The sequence below is a fragment of the Enterocloster bolteae genome (assembly GCF_002234575.2).
GTDB lineage: Bacteria > Bacillota > Clostridia > Lachnospirales > Lachnospiraceae > Enterocloster > Enterocloster bolteae.
In genome coordinates this window covers 458,151-483,760 of record NZ_CP022464.2, presented here as the reverse complement: position 1 = coordinate 483,760, position 25,610 = coordinate 458,151, and the positions used below count along the sequence as shown (strand labels likewise).

The window sequence follows — 25,610 nt, the reverse complement described above, 5'->3', positions numbered from 1 at the left end:
TCAACCATTCCAGAAATCCCGTCCGTTGTGGATTGCAATACCTATACGCTCAGTTGTTCCCGTCCTGGCATTGAAGTACATCAGCCATCTGTCCTGGTCTTCATCGAAATATAGGAACGGCTTATAGATGGACTCACAATCCCATGCGCCTGGAAGTCCGGCTGAGATAATAGGGTTCATGGGATGACGTTCCCATCCGCTTACACCGTCCTTTGACCTGGCCAGACAGATTCTGGCTTTAAACAAATCTTCATAACCGATATAAAACATATAATACCAGCCATCCATTTGTATCACCTGACAGCCAGCCACATGGGCCCTTTCCCAAAGGTTCTTCTTATCCGGTGTAAATACCGGGTTCTTTCCACATTTTTCCCATACAATCCCGTCCTTGCTTTCAGCATAGCCAATAGCATCAGGTTCAAACCACCCGCCTCCACAATACCACAGCTTATATATTTCCTTCTTCTGGTCCCACAAAATAGTCGGGCACATCAGAGAACGTTTTTCCCATGTACAATCCGGAACCACTACCGGTTCTTCTAGTCTCTCCCAGAAAATCCCATCACGGCTCCAGGCATATCCTATAACGGATCCTCCTTTATCCTCCTTTGATGCTTCCATATATGAGTCTACCCATTTTCTCTTATTAAAGCCTCCGGTTGTCTGGCTGGAATACCACATATGAAACACCCCATTTCTGTAGTCAATGGCGGGCCTGTTCAAATCCTCCTCCCAGGAAATATCCTGTCTGGGACTTAACACCACATGACGTTCCCCCCAATGAAGCCCGTCCTCGCTTTCAGTGTATGCTATGCTGTAATGTGTTCTCCAGGAAAAATACATCCTCAGCTTGTCTCCTACCTTCAATACATGATTGTCAAAACAGAAATCCCCACTATCCCCAAGAACAGGATTATGTTCATACTTCCTCCAACCAGCCTGACATCCAATGGTACATGGATCATAATTCAACATATGGCTTCCTCCTCACTCTTTTTCATTTTTATCTGTTCCAGACCAGACTGCATAATGACAATAGCCAGAATCATAAATCCCATGATTACATTCTGCCACCAGGTGCTGATATTTCCCTGCATATTAAAAATATTCGTTATCATGCTCATAGTAAATACGCCGAACAGAGTTCCTGGCATATGGCCTACCCCACCGGTCAGAAGCGTACCGCCCAAGACCACTGCTGCAATAACCTGCATCTCATAAAGCTCTCCCGCAGTTGATTGGGCCGCTCCCAGCCTGGAGGCAAGAATCAGACCCGACATGGCTGCGCCAATGCCGCACAACATATAAGATAAGATGATTGTCTTGTCAATCCGTATCCCCATCATCCTGGCTCCCTCCCGGTTTCCTCCTGTGGCATATACGCTCCTGCCAAATCTTGTATATTTAAGGCCGTAGGTCCCAATCACCACAAAGAGAAGAAAAAGGATGCCCGGAACCGGCAGGCCTAATATCTTTCCCCTTCCAATCATCTGAAATGCCGGGGAAACCTTCTCCACATTTACAGAACTTTCATTGGTCATGATATAGGCTATCCCTCTGAGGCACATCATCATTGACAGAGATGTAATCCAGGGCGGCACCTCCAGCTTGGTAACAAAGGTTCCATTAATAATTCCAATAAGCGCTCCCACACACAAAGGTACCAGGATTGCAGCTACAATGTTCACTGTACACATTCGTGCTGCCAGGATACCACACACCGCTACAATGGCACCTACCGATAAATCGATGCATCCTGTTATGATAACAAACGTCATTCCCACAGCAATGACACCTATAATGCTGGACTGTCTGAATAGATTTATCAGGTTGATAGGAGTAAAGAATTGTTTATACCGCAGGGCTGATATCAGAAACAGAAACAAAAATACAACAACTGCACTCTTTTCTTGTATCCAGACTATATATTTTTTTGAATCGCCCATGCATTCACCTCCATCCTCTTCCTGAATCTCACCAATCTCGTAAACTTTCCGTTCTGAGCACAAACCGCAATAATGACAACCAATGTCTTGATAACCAGAGAATAGGAATACGGAACATTATTCATATTCACCATAACCGTTATGAGCTGCATGATAAACACACCGGCCACGGTTCCCGCCAGGTTAGCCTTTCCTCCTGCCATATTAGTGCCGCCGATTGCAGTAGAAGCAATAGCATCTACTTCTATCTGAAGCCCGAAATTAATGGGATCTGCCGCAGACATGCGTAGCGCCTCTACTAAACCCGCTGCTCCCGCAAGAAAACCGCTGAGCATGTAAATAAGTACCATCATACCCGAAATCCTTATTCCAGAAAGCCTGGCCGCCTTTGGATTGTCACCTATAGTTTCTACATAAGCGCCAAAACGTGTCCGCTTGATTAATATGTACATAGCTCCAACTGCAATAATAATGAACAGAACCTGGATTGGTACCACACCAAGCACCTTATAAAACCCAAGATTTGATATGACAGGATGAGAAAAGGAATATGTCCTTCCATCATTGACCAGCTCAGCAAATCCCCGGACCATATTCATCATTCCCAGAGTAACAATCATTGGCTGGATGGAAAATCTGGCAATGATAAACCCATTCATTGCTCCGCAAAGAAGAGCTAACGCCAGCGCACATATAAAAGCACCCATTACCGAAATATCTAACAGTCTGGCAAACACAATAGCGCTTAGAGCCATGACTGGACCGATAGATATATCAATTCCTCCTGAAGCTATGGCAGCTGTCATTCCAAGAGAAACAAACATCACAGTTGTGCTCTGAATCATGATATTCCAGCAGGTATTTAGGCTGAAGAAGTTCCTGGTAACCAGGCTGTTAAACGCTACCATCGCAAAGAGAGCCAGGTATACTCCGTACTTTTTTAACAATTTACTCATATTGCGCCTCTTTTCCGCACTTGCTGAATACTCTATTGTCAGCTATCCTCTTCATGATTTCTTCCTGGTTGATTTCCCCACCAGTAAGTTCGCCCAATTTATGCCCATCCCTCATTACCATTACCCTGTTGCTGTTTCTTACCACCTCGCTGATTTCCGAAGAAATCATGATTACGCTCATTCCCTGCTTTGCCAAATCCCGCACAATCTTTTCGATTTCCGCTTTTGCCCCCACATCGATTCCTCTGGTAGGCTCATCCATAATTACCAGCCTGGGAGATGTGCAGAGCCATCTTGCCAACAATACTTTTTGCTGGTTACCGCCGCTTAAGTTTTTAACTTTCTGTTCCATATCGGGCGTTTTGATACCTAGTTTCTCAATGAACTCTTTCACCACTTTCTCCTGGGAATTTTTTGATATGATCCCCATTTTAGTCAGCTTTGGAAGAAGAACGATGGAAATATTCTCACGTACTGACAGGTTTGGTATGATTCCTTCGGTTCTGCGGTCTTCCGGACAAAGTGCCATTCCCTGTCTGATAGCATCTGACGGCATTTTAAACCTGACCTTCCTTTTATTAATGACAATATTCCCCTTGTAATCAGTATCTTCCCCAAACAATACCTTAATAAGCTCTGTCCTGCCGGAACCAAGCAGCCCTGCAAATCCTAACACTTCTCCTGGATACATTTTAAACGAAACCTCTCTCAACTTTCTATTAGTAATTTTTTCCATTTCGCAGAGAGGCTGGCTAGTACTATGAAAATCGTCATTCTGCAGCCGCGCTTCACTATTCTCCACCTTTTGCCCAATCATTTTGGAAACAAGGGATATCTCATCCAGTTCATTAATGCCATATTCGCCTTCACACACACCGTCCTTCAGAATCGTAACCCTATCACAAATTTCATAAACTTCATTTAAGCGGTGTGATATGAAAATAATAGACACTCCCTGGCTCTTAAGTCTTCGGATGACCTGAAACAAAATCTTAACCTCCTGATTATCCAGAGAAGAAGTAGGTTCATCCATCACTACCAGCTTTGACTGAATGGCAAGCGCTCTTGCAATAGCTACCATCTGTGCCACGGCAGCCCCCTGTAGGCTAAGAGGCTGCTTTACATCATAATCCAGGCCAATACCTGCCAAAAGTTCCCTGGCATTATTCTCAATTTTCTTCCAGTCTATTCCCCATTTTCCCATAGGTTCTCTGCCAATATATATATTTTCACATATACTCAATTCCGGTATAAGGTTCAGCTCCTGATAGATGGTACTAATTCCCAGTTTCTGAGCTTCCAGGGAGGACTGGGGGTGTATTTCCTTTCCATCAAACAGGACTCTGCCACTGTCACTGCTGTAGAGGCCATTCAAAATCTTCATCAAGGTAGATTTTCCAGCCCCATTTTCTCCCATCAATCCATGAACTTCTCCATATCCAACCTTAAAGTCCACCTGTTTGATTGCCTGGACACCCGGGAATCCTTTTGAAATGTTTTGCATCTCTAATAAATACTGATTCTCCATGGCCGCTCCTTCATCCATACAATTCTATTTAGTATGCCAGTTCCATATTTTCCTGTGCATTTCCTGCATCTACCACCACGCCCTCCATGATAGTCTGTTCCGGGACCTCCTGTCCTGCAAGGATCTTTTCTACTGTATCAAAGGTAATCGGCCCATACATAGGGCTGCTGACAACAGTTGCCGACATTTCTCCGGCTATAACAGATTTAAATGAATCCATTTCCCCATCTATTCCTATTACCAGAATATCCTCATTGGGTTTATAACCAGCTGCTTTTATAGCCTGAACTGCTCCCAAAGCCATTTGGTCATTATGGCAGAACACTGCATCCACCTCGCCCCCATGGGCCTGAAGTAAATTCTCCATTACCTTCTGTCCTTCAGACCGTTCAAAGTTTCCTGTCTGGGATGCAATAATCTTCATCCCCTCATTCTGGTCCACAACACCAGCGAACCCTGTAGCCCTGTCCTGGGCAGAAGAGGATCCCACTGTTCCAGTAAGCTCGATGATATTGCAGGTTCCTCCAGTCTTATCCTTAAGCCATTCTCCTGCCGCCTGTCCTTCCCAAACAAAATCAGTGGCAATATACGTGACATAGTCCACACCCGCCTCCCCTTTAGCAAGCCTGTCTACCAGTATAACAGGGACAGAATTCTCTTTCGCTGTCTGAAGTGCCGTTTCCAGTCCCTCAAATTCCCTGGGAGACAGTATAAGCAAATCAATATTCTGGGCAATCAGATCTTCCACGTCAGATACCTGTTTGGCTGTATTGTCCTGAGCATCCGTGACAATCAATTTGAAACCTCTCTTTTCAGCCTCATCCTTCATACTATTGGTCTCAGCTATCCGGTATGTTCCTGTATTAGCCAACTGTGAATACCCAATCAGATAATCAGAAACATTTACTATTTTGTTCCCACCATCCTGGGCAGGTGCCTCTTTTTCGCTACTGGTGTCCGTTTCTTTCTTTACAGTTTCCCCGGTCTGGGCAGCACTACTCTGTTGCCCTACTGTTGTATTACCGGATGGGGATGTATCAGTCGAACATCCTGAACAAAATATTGCTGCTGCCAATAATGTTGCTGCCATACATAAACCTTTTTTCCTCATTTCCTTCCTCCTTCTATGTTCCTTACTGTTTACTGGTATATCCATTATAGATTTTTATTATTTACGGTTAAATTAATTATCTTTTGAAAACTTTTGTTTTCTTTGGGACATACGCCCCCTCTCTTATGCCAAAAACGCAGATATGCGGCTGTCCCCCGCCGGACAAACCGCATATCGCATTCAATCTTCAATTTCCCCTGATTGGCTGTTTCCCTATTTCACCAACGCAAACTCATAAGCCTCCCTGATCCACCCCATCAGCTTATCATCTATCTCATCCGCACTCTGTACAATCACATGATGGGTCCAGCGGTTGGGGTAAGGCTCTGTTGCCGCCTCAATCCGGCTGTCTTCTATGCGATGGCTTACTCCGAACGTTACAACCATATAAACACCCTTTCTGCCCCTGAACCGTCTGGAAGGGTGCCAGATAAAAGCAAACTGGTAACGGTTTGAAAAGGCAATCTGTGATTTCTGGACCTTAACCTGAACGGGTCCCAGCTCCTTAAGCAGACGCTTTGTGAACGCCTCATAAATAGGCAGGGCCTGGGGCATTTTTTCAAAAAACAACAGTACTGATGAATCCATATGACTCCTCCCTTCTGAAAGTGATGTATCCTATTCCGATTATATCACAAGATTAATCCTGAATTATTTATTCTTACCTGCTGTCTGTGAGTATTTTCCATGAACATGTATAAAATATAGTTTTTTCCATCAAAAAGGGGCCCTGCGGCATACTCTGCCGCGGCCCCTTTAGTGCCTGTCAATTAGTACCGGTCCGTACTGTCTATACTCCAACCGCCGCCTTCATCTGCTTTACATAATCGCAGACAGGCTCCACACAGTTTATTCCGTATCTGGCAACCATTTTCACAATGGCACTTCCCACGATAACCCCGTCTGCCTGTGAGGCCATCCTGCTGGCCTGTTCCGGAGTGGAGATGCCGAATCCTATGGCACATGGCACATCCCTGCCCTGCTTTACGGTGTCCACCATTTCCTTAATATTGGTGGTAATCTCGCTTCGGACGCCAGTGACTCCAAGAGATGATACACAGTACACAAATCCGTCGGATTCCCTGGCTATGGCCTGGGCCCGTTCCCTGGATGTGGGAGCCACCAGATATATCAGGGTCATATCGTATTTTTTGCATGCCGGCAGCAGTTCCTCCCGCTCTTCAAAGGGCATATCCGGTACAATCAGGGCATCTATTCCACAATCAGCTGCATTTTTCATAAACTTATCCACACCATATGCAAACACAGGGTTAATATAGGTCATAAATGCCAGCGGCACATCCGTTTTTTGACGTATCCGGCGCACCGTATCAAATATTTTATCTGTGGTGGTTCCGGAGGCCAGGGCCCGAAGGTCAGCCTCCTGGATGACAATTCCCTCCGCCACCGGATCGGAAAATGGTATGCCCAGCTCAATCAAATCCGCTCCTGCCTCTGCCATGGCCGGCACAAGGGCCTCTGTCACGGAAAGGTCCGGGTCGCCTGCTGTTATGAAAGGTATGAATGCCTTCTTATTCTCAAAAACCTGCTGTATCCTATTCATAGAGTTCTACCCCCTTATATCTGGCAATTGCCGCCACATCCTTGTCTCCCCTGCCGGAAAGATTGATAACAATAATCTGGTCTTTATCCATGGAACCAGCTATCTTCCTGGCATAGGCCACCGCGTGCGCGCTCTCCACTGCCGGTATGATTCCTTCCATACGTGACAGATATTCAAAGGAATCCACTGCCTCATCATCTGTCACAGGAACATACTGTGCCCTGCCGCTGTCATGCAGCTGCGCGTGCTCCGGCCCGATACCCGGATAATCCAAACCAGCTGAGATGGAATACACTGGTGCAATCTGTCCATACTCATCCTGGCAGAAATAAGATTTCATGCCGTGGAAAATGCCCAGACGGCCTGTTGCTATGGTAGCTGCGGTCTGCTCTGTCTCCACACCCCGGCCCGCTGCCTCGCAGCCTACCAGCTTCACGTCCTTTTCATCTATAAATTCATAAAAGGCTCCCATTGCATTGCTTCCGCCGCCCACACAGGCAATTACCATATCGGGAAGCTTTCCTTCCTTCTCCATAAGCTGCTCTTTGATTTCCCTGCTGATAACACTCTGGAAATCCCTTACCATCATGGGGAAGGGATGGGGACCCATGACAGAACCTATGACATAATGTGTATCAGAGATACGGTTAGTCCACTCCCTGAGCGTTTCATTGACAGCATCCTTTAATGTCTGGGTTCCGCTGGTCACCGGATGCACCTTGGCCCCTAACAGCTCCATACGGTATACATTAAGTGCCTGGCGGTCCGTATCCTCCTTGCCCATGTAAACCTCGCATTCCAGACCCAACAGGGCTGCTGCGGTGGCAGTGGCCACACCGTGCTGTCCGGCTCCTGTCTCGGCTATAACCCTGGTCTTTCCCATCTTTTTGGCCAGAAGGACCTGCCCCAGTGCGTTGTTGATTTTGTGGGAACCGGTGTGGTTTAAGTCCTCTCGTTTCAGGTAAATCCTGGCCCCGCCCAGGTCCTTTGTCATCTTCTCTGCATAGTAGAGACGTGACGGACGGCCTGTGTATTCCTCCAGCAGATACTTTAACTCAGCCTTAAACTGTGGATCCTTTTTATAATACTCATATGCTTCTTCCAATTCCGTAACAGCGCTCATCAGTGTTTCCGGTATGAACTGGCCGCCATGGATTCCAAATCTTCCTCTTGACATTTCTGTTTCTCCTTTTTAAACGATTTTTTACCGCAGGACCTGGGCTATTTCCTCCATCTTCCTTCTGTCCTTCCTGCCCCCTGTTTCCACCGCGCTGCTGACATCAATGCAGTAGGGTCCATGGGATGCCGCCTGTCTTATGTTGCCCAGATGGATGCCGCCTGCCAGGAAATAAGGCTTTTTTAACTCCGGTATCATATTCCAGTCAAACTGGGTGCCGCTGCCTCCGTACCTGCCCTTTGTATAGGTGTCCAGAAGCAGGTAATCGCAGGACAGCTCCTGGGCTTTTAAAATCTGTTCCCTGCTTCTGACCCGCACCGCCTTGATGACCGGAAGCGGGGTGTGTTTCTTCAGTTGTCTTATGTAAGCCTCATCCTCATCTCCGTGGAGCTGTATCAGGTCAATCACCCTTTCCTTTTCCCGGTGCCCTGCCAGCTCCAGTATCTCCTCCATGGGCGCTTTGACAAATACGCCCACGGCTCTGATTCTCTTATCCAGCTCCCGCCTTAACTGGGCGGCCTTATCAGGCGTAACCCTGCGGCTGCTCTCGGCAAATACAAAGCCGATATAGTCCGGCAGAATGTCATTGGCCGCCAGTATATCTCCAAACCGGCTGAGACCGCATATCTTAAGCCTGCATGTCTTCATCATTCATCTCCCTGCTCTGTTTCCTCTATCTGTTCTGATTCCCTATCTGTCCTGTTTCCTCTATCTGTCCCGGTTCATGTCCGGCCCTACCGTATCCGGGACTTAAGTTCCCTGAGAGCCTGCTTTTTATCTGCCGCCCGCATCAGTGTCTCTCCCACAAGAACCGCATCTACCTGGTTCTCCGCCAAAAGCTCTATATCCTCAGGCGTCCTGATTCCGCTCTCTGCCACAAATATGGTGCCCCGGTCCACCAGCTTCCTGAGCCTCAGGGCGTTTGTGAAGTCTACCTCAAACGTGTCCAGATTGCGGTTATTGATTCCAATGATATCGGCCCCTGCCTCTGCTGCCATAGCCACTTCCCGGTCCGTATGGGCTTCCACCAGGGAGTTAAGGCCCAGTCTGCCGCAGATGCCCATATACCGTTTGAGCTGTTCCATGTCCAAAAGGGAACAGATCAGCAGGACAGCGGAGGCTCCCAGCACCTTTGCCTCATAAATCTGGTATTCGTCCACGGTAAAATCCTTGCGCAGCAGCGGAAGGCCTATCTCACCATGGATTTCCTCCAGGTATCGGTCAGCTCCTAAAAAGAATTCAGGCTCGGTCAATACGGATACGGCATCTGCGCCGGCTTCCTGGTATTGTCTGGCTATTTCCACATAAGGAAAATCAGGAGCAATCAGTCCCTTTGAGGGCGAAGCCTTTTTAACCTCACAGATAAAGGAGACTCCCGGTTTAGACAGCGCCGCCTTAAAAGAATATCCTCCGCCTGTTCCGTCTTCCCCTTTAATATCTTCCCTTTTAATGCCTTCTCTCTCTCTGCATTTAAAAGCTTCCTTCATCACCTGTTCCAGCGGTTTTACCTGCTTCCTTTGCTCCACCCGTTTCCCGGCGGACCGGGCAATGGTATCCAGTATCATGACGCCTTCACCTCTCCTGCTGCTTTTTTGGTTGCCTGGATAAATTCTTCCATCTTAGCCATGGCTGCTCCGGAATCAATCATGTCCTGTGCCGTCTTGACACAGTCCCTCACCGTGCAGTCATCAATTCCCAGATATAAGCTGATGGCCGCGTTCAAAACCACTACATCCCGCTTCGGTCCTTTCAGGCTTCCGGACAGGATATTCCTTGTTATCTGTGCATTCTCCTCTGGTGTTCCTCCGATGAGTTCTTCCAGATTGCATACGGTCAGGCCCAATTCCTCAGGCGTCATATCATAAGCCGTAATTTTCCCGTAACGGATTTCACATACATGGGTGGGGCCGGTAAGTGTCGCTTCATCCAGTCCGTCTCCCCCGCATACCACCATTCCCCTGGTAACTCCCAGGTTAGCCAGCACCTGGGCCAGCGGTTCCACCAAATCCCGGCTGTACACCCCTAACAGCTGCATGGATGCGCCTGCCGGATTGGACAGGGGGCCTAATATGTTAAATATACTTCTGATTCCTATTTCTTTCCTCACAGGAGCCGCATATTTCATAGAAGAATGGTATGCCGGCGCGAACAGGAAGCACATTCCAGTGTCCTCTAAAACAGTTTCAGCCTGTTCCGCCGTCAGAGCCAGCTCTGCCCCCAGTCTTTCCAGCACATCTGCCGCGCCGCTCTTACTGGATACGCTGCGGTTTCCATGTTTTGCCACCCGTATGCCTCCGGCGGCAGCCACAAATGCGCTGGTGGTGGAAATATTAAAGGTTCCCACCTCGTCTCCTCCTGTTCCCACAATGTCCATCACCGGAAAGGGTGGCGACAGCTTTACCGCCTTATCACGCATAACAGTGGCGCAGGCCGTAATCTCATCAATGGTCTCTCCCTTCATCCTCAGGGCTGTGAGAAATGAGGATATCTGCGCCTGGGTGGCGTTTCCGCTCATGATTTCATCCATAACCTCCTTGGTTGTTTCAAAATCCAGATTCTTATTTTCTACCAATTCATGAATTGCTTTCTGTATCATAGTCATTCTCCTTTTTTACAATGCCTGATTTTTATTTCTGTTTTGTTTGTCTCTCACCATTTACATTGCCTGTATCATCCCGATATTAAGGAAGTTTTCCAGTATCTTCCTTCCATCCGGCGTTAATATGGATTCGGGATGGAACTGCAGCCCGTATATGGGATAGTCCCTGTGCGAAACTGCCATGACCTCTCCTTCCATACAGTCCAGGGCCACCACTTCCAGTTCCTCGGGCAGGCTCTCAGGCACTGCGGACAGGGAATGATATCTGGCAGCCGGTATAACGGACGGCAGACCTTCAAATAACCGGCATCCGCATCCCATCTTTTCCGGAAGTCCGGACTTTTCTTCCTTTATATGACTGTCCAGCCTGATATCGCTCTGCTTTCCGTGCATCAGCTTCTTTGCATGGGCAATGGTTCCGCCGAATGCCTCGCATATACCCTGATGTCCCAGGCACACGCCCAGAATGGGCATTTTTCCCTTAAGCTTTATCACTGCTTCCTCCAGTATGCCGGCATCCCGGGGATATCCCGGTCCGGGCGACAGTATCAGGTGGCTTGGTTTCATGCTTTCTATGTCATCCACGGTTACCTGGTCGTTGCGGACTACCTTTATATCCGGCTCAATACTCCCAATCATCTGTACCAGGTTATAGGAAAAGCTGTCATAATTATCAATTAATACGATCATCTGTCGTCTACCTCCCCTGCCTGAAGGATGGCCTGAATGACGGCCTTGGCTTTATTTGCTGATTCCTCGTATTCCAGTTCCGGAACACTGTCCGCCACGATTCCGCCCCCGGCCTGGACCGTAACCTTTCCTGCCTGCTTTACCGCCATGCGTATGGCGATGCATGTGTCCAGGTTTCCGGTAAAATCCAGGTATCCCAGGGCTCCCCCGTAGATTCCGCGGGGAACCGACTCCAGTTTTTCAATAATCTCACACGCCCTTATCTTAGGCGCTCCCGATAGGGTGCCTGCCGGAAGCAGGGCCTCCACCGCCGAACAGCCGTCCAGGCCGGGTTTTATATTTCCTTCCACCTGGGAACAGATATGCATGATTTTGGAATACTTGTGTATCATCTTGTACTCCGTCACCTCCACGGACCCGAACTCAGCGATGCGTCCAATATCATTCCTTCCCAAATCCACCAGCATATTGTGCTCGGAAAGTTCCTTTTCATCTGCCAGAAGTTCTTCCTCCAGCCTTCTGTCCTCCTCGTCCCCGGCTCCCCTGGGCCGGGAACCGGCTACCGGAAAGGTAGTAAGGCGCCCGTTTTCAAGGCGGACCAGTGTTTCCGGGGATGTACTGATGATTTCATCCTGGTCTATGTTCATATAAACCATGTAAGGAGATGGGTTGGTCGTCCTTAAAACCCGGTAGGCGTTCAGCAGACTGCCTTCATAGGAACTGGTAAACTGTCTGGATATAACTGCCTGAAAGATATCCCCGTCCAGAATATACTCCTTTGTCTTTTCCACCGTACCGCAGAACTCTTCTTTGGAAACACTGCATACAAAGGATGGTTTCTCCGGCGAGGACAGCCTCTTAAGAGGTGCCGTGTCACTGATAAGGGAGGCCATTTCCTGTATTTCCTCACAGGCCCTTTTGTACTCCTTCATCAAATATTCCAGACCGCCGGAGGTGTTCCCATTTTCCCGGCCTTCACAACGCTTCCGGCCTTTGCACCGCTCCAGCTCTTCACAAATTCCCCTCTCTGTCCTGCCGGTTTTCATGTTAACCACAATCTGTATCTTCTGTTTCAGGTGGTCATAGGCTATGACCTTGTCAAAGAGCATCAGGTCAAAGTCATTTGCGCCGCCTCTGCTGATATGAAGGGTCGGCTCTGCGTACTCAATCATTGCATATGCAAAGTACCCCACAAATCCACCGGTAAAGGGCGGCTGCCCTTTCAGCCGGGGCGACTTGTACTGTGCCAATATCTCACGAAGCACATCCATGGGATGATCTGTTTGTATTTCCCTGGATGGAAACCGGCTGACATGGCTCTCAATCTTGACCTTCCCGCAGCGGCAGGCAACGCGCATCACCGGGTTATATCCGAGAAAGGAGTAGCGTCCCCATTTTTCGCCGCCCTCTATGCTTTCCAACAGGTAAAAACGGCTGCTCCTCTCCGCTATACGTCTGAGCAGTGTTATGGGTGTCACTACATCCGCGTAAATCTCGCGGCAGATGGGAATTATATCGTATTCCCCCGACAGACTTAATATTTCATTGCAAGCTGGGATTATCATTTACCTTAACTCCTTTCCTTCAAACCGGCTGTTTATTCTGATCCCATCACCATCCCCGGGTCCGGGCATCACATTCATCAAAAAAAGAAGCCCTTATCCCTGCTGACTACATCTGTAATCAGCAGGGACAAAAGCTTCTTCCGGCTTCTGCGGTACCACCCTGGTTGGCGCTTTCCATGTCCTGCACTCTCCCCGCCATTCTCCGGTCTGGGAATTAAAAAAGCATCAAGTTAAAATTAACCTGATGCTGTGTCATCGAACAAAGAAATAAAATACGCCCGCTCTGCAACGCACCATCATGCGTTCTCCCTGGTAACGGTGGGATACCCGTCAGCCCATACTCCCATCAGACATATCTCTATGACCCTGGTTTCCAGCTGCCCTCGCAGGTCCATTCAGACTCTAATCCAATGCTCCCTTACACCGGCCGGAAGCTCTCTGCGCCTGGAATTACAATCTTACTTACTCCTGCTCAACAGTTTTTTATGTTTTGTTGAATGTTGAACTCATTATAATCAGCCCATTTCCAAATGTCAATGGTTTTTTACAAAGTTTTTATATTTTTTCCATTTTCTTACACTGAGCCGGCCCGCAGGTCCTGCCCGGACAGCCGTGTTATCTCCTCCATTGCTTTTACCAGCTTTTCTGTGGTCTCCCGTATATTCGGCGCCCCGAATATGCCTGAAACAATGGCTGCTCCCGCTGCATGGCTGCCGGCCAGATGTCCTATGTTATCCAGACAGATTCCTCCGATGGCCACCACCGGAATGTCCACACAGTCACAGATTGCATTCAGGGTCTCCATTGTCATGGGACGCGCATCTGCTTTTGTGCTGGTGCCGAATATGGCCCCGCTGCCCAGATAATCTGCACCTGCTGCCTGGGCTTTTCTGGCCTGGTCCACTGTTTTTGCCGTAACTCCCAGTATACGGTCAGGCCCCAGAAGCCTTCTGGCCTCAGACGCCTCCATATCGTTTTGGCCCACATGGAGGCCGTCCGCGCGGCAGGCCAGAGCCAGCTCCAGATTGTCGTCAATCATAAGGGGCACATTATAGTCTTCTGTGATTCTGCGGATGTCCCAGGCCGTTCTCAGCACTTCCTCAAAATTTCCTTTATCCAGTTCCTTTTCCCTGAGCTGAACCATGGTTGCGCCGCCTTTTAACGCCTCCTCCACCTGCTCCTTAAGGGATAGCTTACCGATCCATGCCTTGTCGGTTACTGCATAAATCAAAAGCTGTCTTCTATCGAATCTCAATTTTCTTACCTCTCTCCAGTGTCCCGTCATCCAGAAGGCTCATTTTATCCAGCAGATACATGCGGAATGTGCCTGTCCCGCCTCCCCGCTTTGCAGTCTCTGCGGCCGCCAGTTCTCCGCAGAGCCCGTGTGCGCTGAGAGCCGTGACCGCAGCCTCCTCTGTCAGACCGGCCAGTCCCGGTTCCCCATACAGACCGCAGAACGCTCCCATAAGCCCGTCCAGCATACAGCCGCTGCCTGTAATCCTGGCCATCCAGGGATGGCCGTTTCTGACAATAAACTTTTTTTCTTTTCCGGCCACCACATCTTCTACCCCGGTCATAACCACAACCGCGCCTGTAAGGTCCCTCAGGGAACAGGCCGTTTCCATGCGGCTCTCAATGGTGCCAAAGGTTTCCGAATCCACACCGCAGGTGTTGCCCGTCTCATGTCCTCTCAGTTCCTGGTTCAGGGCTCGGATTTCCGCCTCATTTCCCCGGATCACAGAAGGGGATGTCTTCCGGATTATATCAATGGCTGTCTGTCTGCGAAACCGTGATGCAGTGACTCCTACCGGGTCCAGGATAACGGGAAGGCCCAGGCCGGCCGCTTTTCTTCCCGCTGCCTCCATGGCCGGTATGGTCCTTTCTTCCAGGGTCCCCAGGTTAAGGACAAGGCTGCTGCAGATGGAGGTAACATCCTCCACCTCATGCAGCCCCTGGGCCATAACAGGAGAGCCGCCTGCGGCCAGGACCATATTGGCCACGTCCCCTGCCGTAACATAATTGGTTATACAGTGGACTCTGGGAGAGCGCTCCCTTAAGTCCTTCATCCATTGTCTCTGCATTATCTGATTTATCCTTTTTCTTGTTATCTTCCCATGGCTTTGCCGGTCTGTACATCCAGATCCAGCATCCGCCTCATATACTGAAACGCCCCGGACTTATACAGCACGCCAATCAGGAACGCGGCAATGACCGTACCGCACATGGTGCTCATAAGAAATGGGATTACATAGGCAAAAATGGCTGCTTCCTTCCCCATCACCAGTGTGGCTACCGGATAGCAGAGCATTCCGCCCAGTATGCCGGTGCCGAACACCTCCCCAACGTAGGCCAGTGTCAGTCTGCCGAAACGCTGGTACAGATACCCCCCTAAAAATGCGCCCACCATGCTGCCCGGAAATGCCAGCAGACTGCCTGTCCCCATCAGATTCCTGATAAAGGATGTGCAGAACGCCATTCCCACGCCATACCACGGCCCAAGGAAAACACCGGCCAGTACATTGGCAAGGTGCTGAACCGGAAAACATTTGGATGCCCCTATGGGGATGGAAAAGCCGGATAAAGACACGGCCACCGCTGTCAGCATGGCGCTTACCGCCAGTTTTTTAATGTTTACTTTCATAGTCATACCTCCATGTTTTTTACTTGGAGCCCGCCTATCTTCCTGGTAGAGAGGCATATTTTCTGGTACAGCGGCGTATTTCCTGCACAGCGTTAAATCCTGCTTATATCCATACCGCGCAAAAGGCCGGAACTTTTCTCTGATATAAAAAAGCCCATACCGCGCGGGATATGGACTTAAATTATGCATTGAATACACATACATGTCTCATATTTCCCTACGTTGGCATTACCCAAATCAGGTGCGATAGGTCGAAGTTCGATTACTTCCTCTCAGCCTGCTTCACAAGCTCCCTGTTGTCATTTAGCATAGCACCGGACTATTTATTTGTCAATCCGAAATCATTCAAACTCTCACATACCTTCTGAATACAACAAAAAAAGAGCCGGGGCAGAGCCTGCGGACTCTTTGCTTATCACCTGTAAAATTATGCTCCGTCCCCATCACTCAGAGACCTAATACGCCCTGGCCTCCCTGGTTAGAACCAGGGTTTCTATGGCATATGCCACACCATCCTGTATATTGGAGCGGGTCTGGCATCTGGCGATACGTTTAATGCTCTCCATGGCATTTCCCATGGCAACCGTATATTTTATGTCCATGGACAGCATGGAATAGTCATTCTCGCTGTCTCCTATGGCCATGATTTCATCCGGTCTCACGCCCCTGGAGGACGCGTAAAAAGCCAGAGCCCGGCCCTTTTGGGCATAGCTGTGGGTCAGCTCCAGGTTGGTGGCAAAGGAAGACGCAACCGCCAGTTCCGCTATACCGGACAGGCGCTCCTTAATTCTGCCCAGAACCTCCTGCGATTCATGGATGACCGATATTTTATAAAATGCCAGACCCAGCTCAAAGAGCTGTCCTTCCTCCACAAAGGAGAACCGGTCTCTCACTCCCTCATAGGTAAACTCCGCCATGGGAAGCAGCACATTCCGTTCAAAACATGCCCTAAACTGTGCCTCCCCGGCTGTGGTATAGCTGCCTCTGTCTGTCATGAAATCAAAGATAATGTCCTCCTTTTGGCAGCAGTCCAGGATTCCCCTTACCTGTCTCTCAGAAAGCCGTATCTCGTCCATTAGCCTGCCGTCCCAATCATACACAGCGGCTCCGTTCATGCACACCACAGGCGCCCTGAGTCCGGCCTCCTTAAGGGGTTCCAATGCGTCTATATAGCTGCGTCCCGTACAAATCAAAAACTCGGCTCCCATAGCCTTAAGTCCTTTAAGCGCACGCACATTCCTCTCTGAAATATGCCCGTCAGGGCGCAGGAGGGTGCCGTCCATGTCAATTGCAACCAGTCTTATCATATATGCCTGCTTTCTGTCAAATATTCTGTCATAGATCTGTGTACCTGTCAACGACCCGCCTGCACAGGTCCGGCCGGTTAGTAATGATAGCGTCCACTTTCTGCTGCACCAGCATTTCCATATGCGGTTCTTCATTGACCGTCCATACATTCACTGCCAGTCCCTGCCTTCTGGCAGCCGGGATAAGATCCGGATCCTGCATGTGGTACAGGGCCGGATGCAGGGCATCCGCTCCCACTGTATGCCGCCCATAGTCTGCCGCGCCAATCCAGCCGTCCGAGTACAGAAGCCCTGTCTTAAGGCCGCTGTCCAGTTCCTTAAGCCTTACCAGGCTGGGGTGGCAGAAGGATGAATAAATCACCCTGTCCTCCATCCCCATGGAAGCAGTGAGAGCCAGTACCTTTTCCTCAATCTCAGGGTAGAGTATGATGCCGGTCTTAAGCTCCACATTCACTGTCAGCCCCGCAGGCTTTAACAGTTCATAGACTTCCTTAAGCGTGGGAATCCGGGCGTCCTTAAACTTGGGAAACAGCCTGTTAAAGGACAGTTTCTTAAGCTGGGCCAGGGTATAATCCTTTATATACCCTGTGCCGTTACTCACCCTGTCGATGGTCTCATCATGGGCCACCACTAGCTCACCGTCCCTGCTTAACTGGACATCCAGCTCCACCCCGTCGGCTCCCATTTCCGCTGCCAGCCGGAATGCCTCCAGCGTATTTTCCGGCGCGTAAGCCGACGCGCCTCTGTGGGCCCAAACCTGTGTCTTCATACTCAGTATACCCTCCAATCCATGATTATCATTCATTGAGCAGGTTATATTCCCCGATTGCCTTATTAATCTGCTGCGCCATCTCAGATGCAGCCTCCTCCGGGCTGGTTCCGTTGTTAAGCATGTTCTCTATCTCCGTTTCAACCACCTGCCTTGCCTCAGGAAATACGCTGAGCAGGGCGCCTGCTGACTGCGGAGCGGAATCATGAAGCTGGTCAATGGCAGTGCCGAACTGGGGATATTTTTCCAGATTCTCCCTGAATACAGGTTCCTCATGAGCCTTGACAGTCACAGGGAAATATCCTGTCTGGGCGTTCCAGTAAGCCTGGCTCTCCGGTGAAACAAGGAACTTAACAAACTCCCATGTGGCGGCCTTCTTAGCCTCATCCTCATTGTTCAGGGCCCAGAGAGAGGCGCCTCCAATAGACACTCCGCCTTTATCGCTTTCACTGACCATGGGGAAATAAGCGGTTCCCACCTCAAACTTGCCATTTACATCTTCCAGAATCTGCTTTAAGGAGGCAGTGGATCCAAGGGTCATGGCCGACCTGCCGGAGCTGAAATCTGCCAGTCCCGCATCGCCGCCTCTGCCCACATTGGGCGCGTAGCCCTTGTCGTACAGTTCCTTCCAGGCCGCCAGTGTCTTTGCCCCAGCCCCGTTCTGGTCAAATTCAACCGCTGTGGCAGCTGCCTCACGTCCATTTCCGTTGTTTACATAATTCAGTCCCTGCTTGCAGGTAAACTGTTCAAAAAACCAACCGTAAATGCTCAGGGATATAGGTTCTCCTGCCCCGCCCTTGTTCACCAAATCATCGGCAATCCGGCCGATCTCACCAAGGCTTCCAGGCGCCTGTGTAATGCCTGCCTTGTCAAACATATCCTTGTTGTAGTACAGCAAAGGCGTGGATGAGTTAAAGGGCATGGAATATAAGGTGTCACCTACAGTATAATACGCCGCGATGTTAGGTTCAATCTGTGTTTTATCCCATCCGTCCGCGTCGATTAACTCCTGCATGGGCACCACCCACCCGGAATCAATCATGAACCTGGTTCCAATGTCGTAAATCTGTACCAAATCCGCACCCATATTGCCAATCTGGGCGCTTTTCAGTTTATTGATGGCATCGTCATACTCTCCCTGATACTGGGCCTCCACCTGGATTCCCATGGTGTTTTCTGAATTAAACTTATTTACCAGATACTCCAATGCCTCTCCGTTCACTCCGCCCATGGAATGCCAAAAGGTGATGGAAGCGCCCTCTGCGCCTGCACTTTGGGAGGCATCTGTCTGGGATGTGCCTGTCTGGGAAGCGTCTGCCTGGGATGTACCTGACTGGGATGTACCTGGCTGGGATGCACCTGCCTGGGAACCCGGGTCAGCCGCAGTGCCCGTGCCTGCTGCCGGCGCGCCGCACCCTGCCAGCATGGATACTGCCAGTAAGGCTGCAGCATAACCGATTAATCTCTTTTTCATAATTGTTATTCCTCCGTTTATTTTTTATTCTTATTTCATTTTCTTATTTCTTTTTCTTCTTTTATTTACTTCTGTAATCCCTTTCCGGGTGTTCCTAACCCTTCACTGCTCCTGAGAACATCCCACGGATCAGCTGCTTCTGCCCCAATATGAAGATAGAAATGGAGGGCAGGATAATCATGACCACGCCTGCAATCATCAAAGTAATGGACTGGGCGTCCACGCTGTTTAACATGCTGATGCCAATTTGCACGGTTCTCATTTCATTGGATCCGGTCACCAGCAAAGGCCACATATACATGTTCCAGGCATTGATAAAGGTATACACCGCCATGGCTCCTATGGCCGACTTGGTAAGCGGAAGCAGGATGCGGAAAATGAACCTGAGATTTCCGCAGCCGTCAATCTTTGCCGACTCATACAGAGAGATGGGAAATGATTTATAAAACTGCCGGAACAGAAAGATTCCCATTGCTGACGTAAGATAGGGCACAATGAGCACCTGGTAGGAATCCAGCCAGTTCCACCGGCTCACCGTCAGATAATTTGATATGATGGTGGCCTCTCCCGGAATCATCATGGTGGCCATTACCAGCATAAAAAGTGCGTTTTTACCCTTAAACTCCAGGAAGGAGAAGGAAAATGCAGCCAAAGAACAGGAAATAATCTGTCCCGCTGTAATCAGCCCGGCTGTGATAAAGGAGTTGCACACAAACCGCACCAGCGGTATTTTTACCAGGGCCTGCCTGTAATTGTCCCATGTAGGCTGCCTGGGCACCAGATTCATTTCCGTGGTAAACAATTCGCCGGGCGGCATAAACGCCACGCTGACCGCATATAACAGCGGCAGAAGAACGAAGAGGGATACCAGCACATTGGCTGCAATCAGGGCTCCAGTCCTGACTCTCCTTACAGTCATGGCTTTTCTGTTGGCTTTCTCCTGTACTTTAATGATTTCCTCGCGGCTGACTCTTTTGCGTCCCTTTATGGTCATTGTCTGTTCCATTAATAGCTGACTCCTTTCTTCTCTGCCTTAAACATCATAAGCGTCATGACCATGATGATGGCAAACAGTATGACGGACTGTGCCGCCGCGCTGCCAAACCTGTAGTTAAAAAACGCATCCCTGTAAATGGAATACACAATCAGGTTTGTGGATTCCCCCGGTCCGCCCTGGGTCAGAATCTTCACCTGGCCAAAGGACTGGAATGCCTGGATGATATTCACTACGATGGTATAAAACATGATTGGGCTGAGACCCGGCAGTGTCAGCCGGAAAAATTTCTGAATCCCGTTGGCCCCATCCACGGATGCTCTCTCGTAGATAGTCTCATCAATATTGCTGAGTCCGGCGCTGAAATACAGGAAGTTAATTCCGCTGTTAAGCCAGGCTGTCAGCAGGGCCACGCATATGAGCGCGTATTTGGGGTCGTTAATCCAATTGATATCAAGTCCCAGCAGCTTGTTTACAATACCGATAGAAGGATGAAGCATGATTTTAAATATCATGGCTGCGGAACTGGACGCAATGGCCATGGGCAGCGCATAAGCCGTGCTGAATATACGGATTCCCGGAAATGCCTTATTGCACAGGACAGCTGCCAGGAGTCCCAGGGCCATGCTCCCCGCCACCACGATTGCCACGAACAGAAGGGTTACTGCCAGACTGTTATAAAATGATTCCGACTGAAACAGCTCCATATAATTTCCCAGTCCCACAAACAGCTTGGCCTGCCCCATTTTATTTGTCTTATAAAGACTCAGGTAAATGGTCTTGAAAAACGGGTAAAACAGGAATACGGCAAACACCAGGAGAGCCGGTAAAATATATCCATAGGGCCCTGCCTTTTTTAATAATGAATCTGATTTCATACTATCTCCTAATCAAATAAAATATTTTCTTCTGACTGTATATCAAACAGCTTAATCTGAGGCATATCCACGTAAAGGCGCAGGAATTCTCCCGGCTTCACCCGGCAGGACGCCGGCATCCTGGCCGACAGCCGGCCCATATCCCCTGTATTGCCGTGAAGCAGCACCTCGCTTCCCAGCATTTCCCTGACACTTATGTGAACTCCAATCCACCCGCTGTCATTTCCGTTCAAACCGTCGGAACCGTTTTTCCGGCTGCATTCTTCCTGATGAAGGTCTTCCGGCCGGATCCCCAGAGTTACCCGTTTTCCCGCAAACCCTTTTTCTTTTAATTTCCTGGCCTGGTATCCTTCCAGAGGAAGCCGCCATCCCTGTCCCAGAAGCCAGACTGTCCCATCCTCTTCCAGCACATCCACATCCAGAAAATTCATAGTGGGGGAACCAATGAATCCCGCCACAAATTTATTTACAGGATTCCGGTAAAGCTCTGCGGGAGGTGCTACCTGCTGTATCATTCCCTGGTTCATAACAACAATCCGGGTACCCAGAGTCATGGCCTCCACCTGGTCATGGGTCACATATATGATGGTGGCGTTAAGCTGTTTGTGAAGCTTTGCTATTTCCACCCGCATCTGTGCCCTCAGCTTGGCATCCAGATTGGACAGGGGTTCGTCCATAAGATAAGCCTTTGGCTTTCTCACAATCACGCTTCCGATTGCAACCCTCTGCTTCTGTCCTCCTGATAATGCAGCCGGCCTGCGGTCCAGCAGATGGCTGATTTCCAGAATTCGGGCTGCCTCCCTTACTCTGGCATCAATTTCACCGGGCGCGGTCCTGCGTACCCTGAGTCCAAAGGCCATGTTCTCATACACCGTCATATGGGGATATAAGGCATAATTCTGAAATACCATGGACAGATTCCGGTTTTTAGGTTCGACCATGTTCATCAGGCAGTCATCCATCCATAATTCCCCTGAGGAAATATCCTCAAGTCCTGCAATCATTCTCAGTGTAGTGGACTTTCCGCAGCCTGACGGCCCCACAAAAATAATCAGCTCCCGGTCCCTGATATCCAAACTAAAATCCTTGACCGCATTTTGGCCCCCTTTATAGGTTTTACATACATTTACCAGTGAAATATCCGCCATTTCCGTTCCTTTCTCTCTCCCAAATCTACTTATAAATTCTAAATTGTCCAGGTAAAATCCAAAAGCAGGTTCGCGTAAAATAAAGGTAAAAACAGGCAGAGTTTCCTGGTCCTTCCCATACGCGGCTATGGATACAGCTTGTATGGAGGGCCAAAAACGCAAAAAGGATTCTGCAATGCAGCTGGTTACTGCCTTGCAAAATCCTCTCTTGTTTGCTGAAATTGTTATGAAATTTGAACCGTGAAAACTGAACTGCGGCATTCCATACCGGTATCCGTTTTATGCCATATTCAACATACGCTTCATCTTGGTGACCTCGCCATCCAGGTGATTCACTTTTAAATGATACATGGTATTAGGCTGTAATTCCTTTAACGCTTCATTCAGCTTTCGATCCAGGTTCAAATGTCCCTCTGCTATCAGCTGGATATTCCTGTTGGTCTCATTCTCCAGGGTAATCTCTATGTTGGTTACCCTGTCTTTAAGCGTCTGCACATCCTCTTTGAGCGTCTGCACGTCTCCTTTGATTGTCTGCACGTCTCCTTTGATTGTCTGCATGTCTCCCTGCAGCGACCGCACATCTTCTCTTACCGAGGCAAGGCCTCCTTCGATCCCTCCTAACTTCTGAAGGATCAAATCCATCTTCTGATTTTCCATGATTTTCCCATCCTTTCTCTTATGCAATGGCTGCTAACCATTGCAGCATCCGACACCTCTCCAAATATCAGATGCCCGTAAAGGCTGATTCCATTATACTATACCAGAAGAGCCATGGCTAGGTTGAAGTTTAGAAAAATTCTTGGTTCGGTCTCATATCAGCAGGGGCTGCTGATTTCTCTCCTGCTGCCGTCTGCGCACCGCTGTCCGTCACAGTCTCCTGCCGCATTTAGGACAATACTCAAAATCCTCTTCTGTCTCATATCCGCAATTTCCGCATTTTTTCCAGGTCTTATAGGTTCCGCTGTCGTAATAGCCCCTGCGGCGCCCCTCCTGAACCAACGTCAGGTCGGAACTTTTTATATCTGCCTGCTGGCCGTGAAGCAGCGCCTTTCCCATCTCCGGGTCCAGCTCATAGACAGCATCACAGCAGGACATTTTTACATAAAATCTCTTATTCCACTTGAACAGGGGAATAAAGAAAAAGCTGAAATACATATAGGTCATGTAAACCTGGTATCGCCCGTATCCGCCGCACCGGTCACATATGACAGTCTTTACATAATCCAGTATTTTCTGCCCCTGACTGATTCCTCCTATAAATATCATTGGTATTGTCTCCTATCCTGTATGTACTCCGCCTGTATGTATTGCAAAAGTCCGGGCCGGCTTCTGCCGGCCCGATATTTAATCATATGATGGATATGCCCCGCTACAGATATGATTTCTTAAGCGCCTTCAAAAGAATCTTAGGCTGCCTGTTGTAAGGCGTCACCGGGCAAATCTTTTTCTTTACATCCAAAAGGCCGTAAACTGCAATGCGCGCAGCGCGTACCGAATATTCCTCAGTAAATACCATGTCCTCCGGAATCTCCACAAACTGGCTCACCATTGCAAAGTTGGTGGAACCTGCCGGAATCACCGGCGGCCTGTCGCTCATCTTGCGCGGCTCAAACTGTGCATCCACATAAGGCATATAGCAGGGAATCACATTGATAACCGTCTTCATCAGTTCCGCAATCCTGTCCTCCGGAATATGAAGATGATGGAGATATTCATTTAACAGCTCCTGGCCGGTACAATCCTTCATAGGCTTCTTTACATAATCGCCAATGGCCTCTGTATGCAGTCCATATCCCCAGAAAATGGTCTGGTCGGCGGGCTGGTTCACAAAATGAGGCTGAGCCGCAACCACGCTGCTCATAAGCCAGCTGGAATCCTTAAAGGTCATCAGAGCGCCGCTGCCAGGTACATTGCCGGTAAAATTCTCAATGGTCTTTAAAATATCATCGCCTTTGCAGGTAACAGTAAAGCTGAGCCAGTTTGTCTCCTCAGGCTTGGTAAAGAATGGCTCCGGATTTCCCAGACCCGGCTTCTTTCCGGCCACCTTGGCCCAGAGTTCACCGCTGATCGGCTTCTTCTCAGGCGCGGGCGCGGGTTTGTAAAGGCTTCCCAGGGTAGCGCTGTCCGTCATGCACGCATTGGTCATGATACAGATATCGCTCTTATTTAGCTGGACCTCCTCCGTCACATAGGAAGGACCGGCCGGAGCGTCTGATTCCTCACCTGAGTCATCTGTGCTCTCCACCTTCTTTTTCAGATACAGGGTCTTTACCGTAATTCCGGGTCCGTCCGCAAAATCTATATCTGTCACTTCGCAGTTCTCACGGAAGTTGACTCCGGCCTTCCTCAGATAAGTCTCCAGAGGACGAATCACGCTGTCGTACTGGTTTAACGGAGTTCTGGTAACTCCCTCCAGGGTTTCGATACGGCTGAACTCAAAAATCATGCGGTTCATATACCGTCTGAACTCAAACAGGCTGCTGTATTTCTGGAATGCAAAGGTGGTCTGCCACATATACCAGAAATTGGTCTCGAATATATGGGGTGTTTCCTTAAACCAGTCCTGGATGGTCAGGTTGTCCAGCTTTTTCTCATCTGTCATCAGCAGCTTCAGAAGGGCCATCCGGTCAGCCTGGTTAAATCCCATGGATTTCACATCCAGAATGTTGCCGTCCTTATCCACCAGCCTTGCCTTGGCGCAGGTAGGATGGGCATGGTCAAACTCCAGAATTTCTTCCGTAACGCTGCGTCCGGGCTGGCGCAGGGATGGAATGGAACCAAAAAGCTCCCAGAAGTTCTCATAGGTCTCCTCATTGAGCATACGTCCGCCGCGGCATACAAAGCCCTGCTCCGGCGTACCGATACCGTCATTGCTTCCCCCAAGTATGTGCATGCCCTCGTAAACCGTTATCTGGTTGGCAGGGAACCTGCAGTCCCGGATCAGATACGCGGCGGCAGCCAGGGTGGCCAGGCCTCCGCCTACCAGATAAGCTTTCCTGTCGCCATAATCCCGGTTATTCATCACCGCTTCCTCAATGGCGGCAATCCTCTCATCTTCCTTTTCCTTCCGGCTGTCCTGCAGCTTCTTCACTGCCACGCCCACTGCTGCTCCTGCTGCCGCAGCTGTCAGGATTTTACCCACTTTTTTGTTCATCGACTTACCTTCCTTTCTGTTTTATATATAATTTCTCTGATGATTCAGATAATTGTCCTTCCAGGATTATTCCCCTTTATCCCCGTGAAATACACCACGGACCCCG

The 25,610-nt window shown here is 49.3% G+C and carries 25 protein-coding genes and 1 riboswitch; all 25 genes read right to left on the bottom strand.

All coding sequences use genetic code 11. The annotated features are described in order from the left end of the window. The 25 genes from CGC65_RS02380 to CGC65_RS02260 all read right to left on the bottom strand — a co-directional run bounded on the left by CGC65_RS02380 (position 1) and on the right by CGC65_RS02260 (position 25,504). Positions 1-978 (bottom strand): family 43 glycosylhydrolase, encoded by a 978-nt coding sequence (locus tag CGC65_RS02380; RefSeq protein WP_002566215.1) that lies wholly within the window; start codon positions 976-978, stop codon positions 1-3. Further along, complete coding sequence (locus CGC65_RS02375; RefSeq protein WP_002566216.1) at positions 972-1,949, bottom strand: ABC transporter permease; 978 nt, start codon at positions 1,947-1,949, stop codon at positions 972-974. Before CGC65_RS02375 ends, CGC65_RS02380 begins: the two co-directional genes overlap by 7 nt. After that, positions 1,925-2,905, bottom strand: a complete 981-nt coding sequence (locus tag CGC65_RS02370) for an ABC transporter permease (protein WP_002566217.1) — start codon at positions 2,903-2,905, stop codon at positions 1,925-1,927. Before CGC65_RS02370 ends, CGC65_RS02375 begins: the two co-directional genes overlap by 25 nt. Further along, entirely contained in the window at positions 2,898-4,433 is a 1,536-nt protein-coding gene (locus CGC65_RS02365) for a sugar ABC transporter ATP-binding protein (RefSeq protein ID WP_002566218.1), read from the bottom strand. The genes CGC65_RS02370 and CGC65_RS02365 overlap by 8 nt, the downstream gene beginning before the upstream one ends. A 28-nt stretch (positions 4,434-4,461) precedes the next feature. Further along, positions 4,462-5,544 carry an ABC transporter substrate-binding protein gene (locus CGC65_RS02360; RefSeq protein ID WP_002566219.1) on the bottom strand — a complete coding sequence of 361 codons (1,083 nt, stop codon included), beginning with the start codon at positions 5,542-5,544 and terminating at the stop codon, positions 4,462-4,464. 213 nt (positions 5,545-5,757) lie between these two features. Then, on the bottom strand, positions 5,758-6,132 hold the full coding sequence (locus CGC65_RS02355; RefSeq protein ID WP_002566220.1) for a DUF5655 domain-containing protein: 375 nt from the start codon (positions 6,130-6,132) through the stop codon (positions 5,758-5,760). 202 nt (positions 6,133-6,334) lie between these two features. After that, the gene (gene trpA / locus CGC65_RS02350; protein ID WP_002566221.1) at positions 6,335-7,108 is read right to left on the bottom strand and encodes a tryptophan synthase subunit alpha; all 774 of its coding nucleotides are present in this window, start codon (positions 7,106-7,108) and stop codon (positions 6,335-6,337) included. After that, positions 7,101-8,285 carry a tryptophan synthase subunit beta gene (gene trpB / locus CGC65_RS02345; RefSeq protein ID WP_002566222.1) on the bottom strand — a complete coding sequence of 395 codons (1,185 nt, stop codon included), beginning with the start codon at positions 8,283-8,285 and terminating at the stop codon, positions 7,101-7,103. Before trpB ends, trpA begins: the two co-directional genes overlap by 8 nt. A gap of 27 nt (positions 8,286-8,312) precedes the next feature. Continuing rightward, positions 8,313-8,933, bottom strand: a complete 621-nt coding sequence (locus tag CGC65_RS02340; protein ID WP_038282534.1) for a phosphoribosylanthranilate isomerase — start codon at positions 8,931-8,933, stop codon at positions 8,313-8,315. Between the two features lie 86 nt (positions 8,934-9,019). Continuing rightward, positions 9,020-9,850, bottom strand: coding sequence for an indole-3-glycerol phosphate synthase TrpC (gene trpC, locus CGC65_RS02335; RefSeq protein WP_002566224.1), 831 nt, complete (start codon positions 9,848-9,850; stop codon positions 9,020-9,022). Further along, positions 9,847-10,881, bottom strand: a complete 1,035-nt coding sequence (trpD, locus tag CGC65_RS02330) for an anthranilate phosphoribosyltransferase (RefSeq protein WP_002566225.1) — start codon at positions 10,879-10,881, stop codon at positions 9,847-9,849. The genes trpC and trpD overlap by 4 nt, the downstream gene beginning before the upstream one ends. Positions 10,882-10,941: 60 nt before the next feature. Continuing rightward, complete coding sequence (locus CGC65_RS02325) at positions 10,942-11,574, bottom strand: anthranilate synthase component II (protein ID WP_002566226.1); 633 nt, start codon at positions 11,572-11,574, stop codon at positions 10,942-10,944. Beyond that, positions 11,571-13,139, bottom strand: a complete 1,569-nt coding sequence (locus CGC65_RS02320) for an anthranilate synthase component I (RefSeq protein WP_002566227.1) — start codon at positions 13,137-13,139, stop codon at positions 11,571-11,573. Before CGC65_RS02320 ends, CGC65_RS02325 begins: the two co-directional genes overlap by 4 nt. A 574-nt stretch (positions 13,140-13,713) precedes the next feature. Continuing rightward, complete coding sequence (thiE, locus tag CGC65_RS02315) at positions 13,714-14,394, bottom strand: thiamine phosphate synthase (protein WP_007035637.1); 681 nt, start codon at positions 14,392-14,394, stop codon at positions 13,714-13,716. Beyond that, positions 14,381-15,220 carry a hydroxyethylthiazole kinase gene (gene thiM / locus CGC65_RS02310; protein ID WP_002566229.1) on the bottom strand — a complete coding sequence of 280 codons (840 nt, stop codon included), beginning with the start codon at positions 15,218-15,220 and terminating at the stop codon, positions 14,381-14,383. The genes thiE and thiM overlap by 14 nt, the downstream gene beginning before the upstream one ends. A gap of 23 nt (positions 15,221-15,243) precedes the next feature. Beyond that, positions 15,244-15,780: an energy coupling factor transporter S component ThiW gene (thiW, locus tag CGC65_RS02305; RefSeq protein WP_002566230.1), complete on the bottom strand. Its 537-nt coding sequence runs from the start codon at positions 15,778-15,780 to the stop codon at positions 15,244-15,246. A 196-nt stretch (positions 15,781-15,976) separates the two neighbouring features. After that, positions 15,977-16,086: riboswitch (TPP riboswitch) on the bottom strand. Between the two features lie 149 nt (positions 16,087-16,235). Beyond that, entirely contained in the window at positions 16,236-17,087 is an 852-nt protein-coding gene (locus CGC65_RS02300) for a Cof-type HAD-IIB family hydrolase (protein ID WP_002566231.1), read from the bottom strand. A gap of 28 nt (positions 17,088-17,115) precedes the next feature. Continuing rightward, the gene (locus CGC65_RS02295) at positions 17,116-17,856 is read right to left on the bottom strand and encodes a glycerophosphodiester phosphodiesterase (protein ID WP_002566232.1); all 741 of its coding nucleotides are present in this window, start codon (positions 17,854-17,856) and stop codon (positions 17,116-17,118) included. A 28-nt stretch (positions 17,857-17,884) separates the two neighbouring features. After that, on the bottom strand, positions 17,885-19,330 hold the full coding sequence (locus CGC65_RS02290) for an ABC transporter substrate-binding protein (RefSeq protein ID WP_002566233.1): 1,446 nt from the start codon (positions 19,328-19,330) through the stop codon (positions 17,885-17,887). Positions 19,331-19,424: 94 nt separating this feature from the next. After that, the gene (locus tag CGC65_RS02285; RefSeq protein ID WP_002566234.1) at positions 19,425-20,336 is read right to left on the bottom strand and encodes a carbohydrate ABC transporter permease; all 912 of its coding nucleotides are present in this window, start codon (positions 20,334-20,336) and stop codon (positions 19,425-19,427) included. Then, positions 20,336-21,202: a carbohydrate ABC transporter permease gene (locus CGC65_RS02280; protein ID WP_002566235.1), complete on the bottom strand. Its 867-nt coding sequence runs from the start codon at positions 21,200-21,202 to the stop codon at positions 20,336-20,338. The genes CGC65_RS02285 and CGC65_RS02280 overlap by 1 nt, the downstream gene beginning before the upstream one ends. Positions 21,203-21,210: 8 nt before the next feature. Continuing rightward, positions 21,211-22,350: an ABC transporter ATP-binding protein gene (locus CGC65_RS02275; protein ID WP_002566236.1), complete on the bottom strand. Its 1,140-nt coding sequence runs from the start codon at positions 22,348-22,350 to the stop codon at positions 21,211-21,213. A gap of 279 nt (positions 22,351-22,629) precedes the next feature. Next, positions 22,630-23,010 (bottom strand): hypothetical protein, encoded by a 381-nt coding sequence (locus CGC65_RS02270; RefSeq protein ID WP_038282530.1) that lies wholly within the window; start codon positions 23,008-23,010, stop codon positions 22,630-22,632. Between the two features lie 207 nt (positions 23,011-23,217). Next, positions 23,218-23,616 (bottom strand): zinc ribbon domain-containing protein, encoded by a 399-nt coding sequence (locus CGC65_RS02265; protein ID WP_002566238.1) that lies wholly within the window; start codon positions 23,614-23,616, stop codon positions 23,218-23,220. Between the two features lie 103 nt (positions 23,617-23,719). Continuing rightward, positions 23,720-25,504: an oleate hydratase gene (locus CGC65_RS02260; protein ID WP_002566239.1), complete on the bottom strand. Its 1,785-nt coding sequence runs from the start codon at positions 25,502-25,504 to the stop codon at positions 23,720-23,722. Between the last annotated feature and the right edge of the window lie 106 nt (positions 25,505-25,610).

Excerpts from the sequence above, each read along its gene's own strand:
- CGC65_RS02275 (WP_002566236.1), bottom strand. The coding sequence starts at position 22,350 with ATGGCGGATATTTCACTGGTAAATGTATGTAAAACCTATAAAGGGGGC.
- CGC65_RS02295 (WP_002566232.1), bottom strand. The coding sequence starts at position 17,856 with ATGAAGACACAGGTTTGGGCCCACAGAGGCGCGTCGGCTTACGCGCCG.
- CGC65_RS02360 (WP_002566219.1), bottom strand. The coding sequence starts at position 5,544 with ATGAGGAAAAAAGGTTTATGTATGGCAGCAACATTATTGGCAGCAGCA.
- trpB (WP_002566222.1), bottom strand. The coding sequence starts at position 8,285 with ATGTCAAGAGGAAGATTTGGAATCCATGGCGGCCAGTTCATACCGGAA.
- CGC65_RS02265 (WP_002566238.1), bottom strand. The coding sequence starts at position 23,616 with ATGATATTTATAGGAGGAATCAGTCAGGGGCAGAAAATACTGGATTAT.
- trpD (WP_002566225.1), bottom strand. The coding sequence starts at position 10,881 with ATGATACAGAAAGCAATTCATGAATTGGTAGAAAATAAGAATCTGGAT.
- CGC65_RS02285 (WP_002566234.1), bottom strand. The coding sequence starts at position 20,336 with ATGGAACAGACAATGACCATAAAGGGACGCAAAAGAGTCAGCCGCGAG.
- CGC65_RS02365 (WP_002566218.1), bottom strand. The coding sequence starts at position 4,433 with ATGGAGAATCAGTATTTATTAGAGATGCAAAACATTTCAAAAGGATTC.
- CGC65_RS02340 (WP_038282534.1), bottom strand. The coding sequence starts at position 8,933 with ATGAAGACATGCAGGCTTAAGATATGCGGTCTCAGCCGGTTTGGAGAT.
- CGC65_RS02320 (WP_002566227.1), bottom strand. The coding sequence starts at position 13,139 with ATGATAATCCCAGCTTGCAATGAAATATTAAGTCTGTCGGGGGAATAC.
- thiW (WP_002566230.1), bottom strand. The coding sequence starts at position 15,780 with ATGAAAGTAAACATTAAAAAACTGGCGGTAAGCGCCATGCTGACAGCG.
- CGC65_RS02260 (WP_002566239.1), bottom strand. The coding sequence starts at position 25,504 with ATGAACAAAAAAGTGGGTAAAATCCTGACAGCTGCGGCAGCAGGAGCA.
- thiM (WP_002566229.1), bottom strand. The coding sequence starts at position 15,220 with ATGCAGAGACAATGGATGAAGGACTTAAGGGAGCGCTCTCCCAGAGTC.
- trpA (WP_002566221.1), bottom strand. The coding sequence starts at position 7,108 with ATGAATAGGATACAGCAGGTTTTTGAGAATAAGAAGGCATTCATACCT.
- CGC65_RS02325 (WP_002566226.1), bottom strand. The coding sequence starts at position 11,574 with ATGATCGTATTAATTGATAATTATGACAGCTTTTCCTATAACCTGGTA.
- CGC65_RS02380 (WP_002566215.1), bottom strand. The coding sequence starts at position 978 with ATGTTGAATTATGATCCATGTACCATTGGATGTCAGGCTGGTTGGAGG.
- CGC65_RS02300 (WP_002566231.1), bottom strand. The coding sequence starts at position 17,087 with ATGATAAGACTGGTTGCAATTGACATGGACGGCACCCTCCTGCGCCCT.
- CGC65_RS02290 (WP_002566233.1), bottom strand. The coding sequence starts at position 19,330 with ATGAAAAAGAGATTAATCGGTTATGCTGCAGCCTTACTGGCAGTATCC.
- CGC65_RS02375 (WP_002566216.1), bottom strand. The coding sequence starts at position 1,949 with ATGGGCGATTCAAAAAAATATATAGTCTGGATACAAGAAAAGAGTGCA.
- CGC65_RS02280 (WP_002566235.1), bottom strand. The coding sequence starts at position 21,202 with ATGAAATCAGATTCATTATTAAAAAAGGCAGGGCCCTATGGATATATT.
- CGC65_RS02370 (WP_002566217.1), bottom strand. The coding sequence starts at position 2,905 with ATGAGTAAATTGTTAAAAAAGTACGGAGTATACCTGGCTCTCTTTGCG.
- CGC65_RS02355 (WP_002566220.1), bottom strand. The coding sequence starts at position 6,132 with ATGGATTCATCAGTACTGTTGTTTTTTGAAAAAATGCCCCAGGCCCTG.
- trpC (WP_002566224.1), bottom strand. The coding sequence starts at position 9,850 with ATGATACTGGATACCATTGCCCGGTCCGCCGGGAAACGGGTGGAGCAA.